Source organism: Bradyrhizobium sp. Ai1a-2, from assembly GCF_000426245.1.
Lineage (GTDB): Bacteria > Pseudomonadota > Alphaproteobacteria > Rhizobiales > Xanthobacteraceae > Bradyrhizobium.
In genome coordinates, this window is sequence record NZ_AUEZ01000205.1 from 1 (window position 1) to 2459 (window position 2459).

General features: G+C 55.3%; 1 protein-coding gene. It reads right to left on the reverse strand.

Annotated features, from left to right (window positions below; translation table 11 throughout):
* Positions 1 to 419 precede the first annotated feature (419 nt).
* Positions 420 to 1364, reverse strand: coding sequence for a hypothetical protein (locus K288_RS0143090; RefSeq protein ID WP_343209718.1), 945 nt, complete (start codon positions 1362 to 1364; stop codon positions 420 to 422).
* Positions 1365 to 2459: the final 1095 nt, after the last annotated feature.

The window sequence follows — 2459 nt, forward strand, 5'->3', positions numbered from 1 at the left end:
GAAAGACCGGTGCGCATACGCCAGAGTCGCATGCAATCGGCGTCAACGGAATCCCTTCCGGGATTCAAATGTCAGATTTGATCAACCAGGTCGATGTCCCGCTGGGACGGTGGTTGTGACGACCTCGTTCATTCGGCTGGTGGCGCCTCGAGCGCACTCCGCTGCAGACGTTGAGGCGTCTGCCCCGGACCTCATCATGAGGCGCTACGCGACCTCGGAAAGGACCATGACCCCAGCGACGGCATCAGCAAGCGGGGCGCGTGCAGCGCTTGGTCTGTGCCGTCTCCGCAACCCTGGCCAGTTCCGACGGCGCGAGCGCTACCGTCGTCCCAGAGGCTAAACCAAAAGGATCCCTTGACAAGCAACCGCAGTTAAAGGGCCGAATGACGTAACCCGCTCCCCGTTGGATGCGATCGATATCATAATGCGTGTTGGATCCACACATTCGGCTCCACGTAAACTCCATAATTCTGCTCAACCGACACAAGCACCGGTACCAATGCGCCTTCGACCTCTGTCGGGCCTGAACGATCGAAGGCTGCCCCCGTCCATTGTGACCACTCGGCGATGGTCCCAACGATGGTCATGGAGTAGGGAGCGATCTTCACTATTTTGCCTCCGACGTTAACGTGGGTTCGCAACCACGAGTCCGTTGGCAAACCGTCAGCACGTTGCAATGTGATATACTCGCGCATCGCCATCCGCGAGCCGAGTCGCTTTTGGCTGGGCCGGACAGGCGCAAACATTTCTGCAAAGCCCATCTTCTTCGCGCATGCCTTCAAAGAATCCAACATTGCTAGAGCATTGCCAATGCCCCTCGCCTTGGGGACAAGTGCGATTTCCAGCGCGCTTATCGTCGTCGGCCTGCGCCCAACAAGCCTGTCTTCGTGAGCCCAGCGGATAACCTGGTCCCAGCCGCCGTCTGGCAATTCGGTACGACCCTCGATGTTGAAGGCAAATGGAACACCGAAGGCGCGCCCGACGATCTCGCCATCGAGAAGTGCTCCAAAGGCGTAGTCGAGGTAATCGAAAAATGCAGATTGCCCAAAATAGAGCTTTGCCGTCGCGTCATGTCGCATGAACTCGGGCCATACGTTCTCCAAATCATTCGAAAAGACCAAGGGGATCAGATCTGGTCGTTCCCGCAATGAGAATATCTGTACCTTCATTGTTCGTAACACCACTGCAGCGAGCACAGGAGCTCTTCTTAATGACTCAGCAAACAGATTTCCAGCGGCTGGAATGGTCACAGCGTGGAATCTGCAGTCCAAATCGACAGTTCGAATGACGTCTCGTTCGATTTCACAACAAGCGACCTTCAGAAATTGAGAAAATTCTTCTACTTCAACCACGGGAACGAGCATTAGACGTCCACGGGCAGGCCCCAGCGAAGCGGTCTAAACGTTTGTGACTAGATGACTAGGCGGCCGACCGGGTCCACCCCCATCGAGTCGTCCGTCACACACAGTCTATTGATCCGATGCTATCGTCGAAACATTGCGATCGGGGACGACTCGTCGCCGACGCTGTGCCTTGAGTTGCCTGCGATCTCAGGCTACCTACCGAGCAGCTAGTTCAAATTTGCGGCTTCACATTCCAACAATAGGGGCTTACTCGAACTGAAAACGCTTGCGGCGTTAGGGACTGCTATCGGTGCAGCTTTGGGGCATGACATCAGCTTTTCGGGCGGACCAATACGTGACCCCGTCCCCCCCCATTTCCCGCTGAGGCTGAAATGTTGGGGAGCGTCGTGCTGCGTCGTCGGCGTGAGTTCGCTTGGGGACGGCATCACGCTCGTGAGGCGTTGGTTCGTCTGGGCTTTGCTCCTGTTCCGATCTTGTCAAGAGCGGATCGGGCTCCTGTTTGGCCTTTGGGAGCCATTGGGAGTATTTCCCACTCTTCGTCTGATTGCGGAGCCGTTGTCGGACGCTCCAGCGACGTGCTCGCTTTGAGATTGGACATTGAAGATGAAGAACCACTCGGAGCGGACCTTCTGCCGATCATATGCACCCCTGCGGAGATAGAGCTTAGCGAGTGGTCTGGCAGTCGAGTCGGCCCGAAACTAATCTTCATAATAAAGGAAGCCGTATACAAATCATATGGGCCGGCAACCGGCGAATTTTTAGATTTTCAAGATGTCAGTGTAAGGACGAACGACCAGAGCGGAATGTTCGAGGCCGAGATCGTCAACTCGGAAAAGCCCATGAGCTTCGGAAGTAGAACTATTAACGGAATTTATCTCCTATTTGAGGGTGGAATTCTCGCACTAGCTGCGCGATTTCGAGGCGCGTAATGCCTGTGGTGGTGTGCCGGCCATTTCCCTTTTGTAAGGACTGGCATACAAGGTCGAAAGGCGATCTCATCAGTCGACCGTGAAGAAATCCCAAGCCATTGATTTGGAATCCAGAAGCGGCGTTTTGCGGCGATCGGATTTGCCGGGAAACGAGCGTGTAGAGCGG